Annotated in this window: 3 protein-coding genes; 1 reads left to right on the top strand and 2 read right to left on the bottom strand. The window is 67.4% G+C overall.

The features are described from left to right. A partial coding sequence (locus ACRDUX_RS12800; RefSeq protein ID WP_526414401.1) for an alkaline phosphatase occupies positions 1-856 on the top strand: 856 nt, incomplete at its 5' end. Here the strand turns inward: ACRDUX_RS12800 and ACRDUX_RS12795 are convergent. Further along, complete coding sequence (locus ACRDUX_RS12795; protein WP_526414400.1) at positions 843-1,697, bottom strand: SDR family oxidoreductase; 855 nt, start codon at positions 1,695-1,697, stop codon at positions 843-845. The genes ACRDUX_RS12800 and ACRDUX_RS12795 overlap by 14 nt on opposite strands. A 22-nt stretch (positions 1,698-1,719) precedes the next feature. After that, the coding region (locus ACRDUX_RS12790; RefSeq protein WP_526414399.1) for a TetR/AcrR family transcriptional regulator at positions 1,720-2,204 on the bottom strand (485 nt) is incomplete at its 5' end.

Genomic DNA, 2,204 nt, shown 5'->3' with positions numbered 1-2,204 from the left:
GCTGCTGGCCGCCCACCCCGACATCACCATGGGCGGCGGAGCCGAGACCTTCGCCCAGACCGCCAACGGTGGCGACTTCAAGGGCAAGACGCTGGAAGTTCAGGCCAAGGAACGCGGATTCCAGATCGTCCGTACCGCAAGCGAATTGGACGGCGTCTCCAAGGCCGACCAGGACGCCCCTGTGCTCGGCCTGTTCGCCGACGGCAACATGCCGGTGAGCTGGACGGGTCCCGTCGCGGTCCGGCAGGGCTATCTGCAGCCCCCGGCGAAGTGCGGGGACAACTCCGAACGGGGCGCGGAGGTGCCGGAATTGGCCGCCATGACGAAGAAGACCATCGATCTCCTCAGCGGCAGCGACAAGGGGAAGGACAAGGGCTTCTTCCTGCAGGTCGAGAGCGCCTCGATCGACAAGCAGGACCACGCCGCAAATCCGTGCGGCCAGATCGGTGAGACGGTGGCCTTCGACGAAGCCATCCAGGCGGCGCTCGACTTCGCGAAGAAGGACGGCAACACCCTGGTGATCGCGACCGCGGACCATGCGCACACCAGCCAGATCGTCGACAACGTCACCGAGGACGACCTGCGCGGGGTCGCCGAAGAGGCCAAGCTGCCGATCGAACGGGTCCGCGACATCGTGTACCCCGGCCTGACCCGCACGCTGACCACCGCCGACGACGCCGAGCTGACCGTCAACTACGGCTCGTCGACCGACGTCGCCGTGCAGGACCAACCGCACACCGGAACTCAGCTTCGGATCGCGGCGTTCGGTCCGCGGGCGGCCAACGCCGTGGCACTGACCGATCAGAGCGATCTGTTCTTCACGATGACCGACGCGCTCGGGCTCAACCGGTCTTAGACGGCCTCAGCGCGCGGGTGAAGATGACGTTCACCCGTCGCATCGCGACGCTGTAGGGCCACCAGGCGAAGCGCTTGAACGCGTACAGCGCCCGGATGTCGCCGGAGGTGTAGACGAGGTACCGGTTGCGGGTGACGCCGCGAAGGATCTTGTCGGCCACCACCTCCGGCGACACGGCGTGTCCGCCGAATCGGTCCACCCACTTGCGCACCTGCGGGTCTTCGCGATCCACGCCTGCGATCTCGACGGTCTGCACCAGCGGCGTCTTGACTGCGCCAGGCACGACGACCGACACCCCGATGCCGTGGCGGGCCAGGTCGAAGCGCAGCACCTCGGACAGGCCGCGCAGGCCGTACTTGCTGGCACTGTAGGCGGCGTGCCACGGCAGCGCGACCAGGCCGGCAGCGGATGAGACGTTGACCAGGTGACCACCGTTTCCGGCGAGAACCATTGGCGGAACGAAGGTCTCGATGACGTGGATCGGCCCCATCAGGTTGATCGAGATCATCGACTCCCAGTGCCGATGGGTCAGGTGGCTCACCGTCCCCCAGGCCGAGACCCCGGCGATGTTCATCACGACGTCCATGCTCTGATGCTCGGCGTGGATGTCCGCGGCGAACGCGGCCACCTCGTCGTAGTTCGAGATGTCGAGCGCGCGGTACGCGCTGACCGTGCCGCCGAGTGCCCGGGCGTCCGCGACGGTCTCCTCGAGGCCCTCGGCGTTGCGGTCGGTGAGGAACAACTCGGCCCCTTGGGCGGCCAGCTTCAGCGCCGTCGCACGGCCGATCCCGCTGGCCGCACCCGTCAGGAAACACCGCTTGCCCGCAAATCCCTGCGCCATGAGGCCGACCCTACCGACCGGGCTAGATGCCGGACACGCTCCCGCCGCCCCACAGCGCGTTCAGCCACAGCCGTTCGAGCACCTCGATGGCGCGCGCGGAGTCATCCTCACGGCCGACGAACGCGCTGTCGTTGGACAGCGTCAGCGCCGTCGTCGCGGTGAGCGTGCGGACGAGGGCTGGCAGATCGTCGGAGATGGGGCGCGCACCGGTGTCCTGCTTGACCAGCCCGACGATCTTGTCGATGACGGTGTCCGAGAAGTCGTTCATCATGTCCCGCAGCTGTGCGTCGGTGTTCTGCGCCAGCGTGCAGGCCTTCATGATCGGATCGTTGTGCGAGAAGACGGCCGCCGCGCTGCCGACCATGCGCTTGGCGAACTCGGCAGGCGTCTCCCCCTCTTCGCGCGGCGCGAAGTCGTGGGTCAGCTTGTCGAGCTCGGCCATCGCATCCGCAACGACGACGGCGAGCACCGCGTACTTCGAGTCGAAGTAGAAGTAGAAGCCCGACC

Source organism: Mycobacterium sp. (assembly GCF_050701675.1).
Classification (GTDB): Bacteria; Actinomycetota; Actinomycetes; order Mycobacteriales; family Mycobacteriaceae; genus Mycobacterium.
The sequence above is the reverse complement of the archived record's forward strand: the minus strand, read 5'-3'. Positions and strand labels throughout refer to the sequence as shown.

Bases quoted from the DNA above. Each gene is read 5' to 3' on its own strand.
- ACRDUX_RS12795 (WP_526414400.1), bottom strand. From the start codon at position 1,697: ATGGCGCAGGGATTTGCGGGCAAGCGGTGTTTCCTGACGGGTGCGGCC.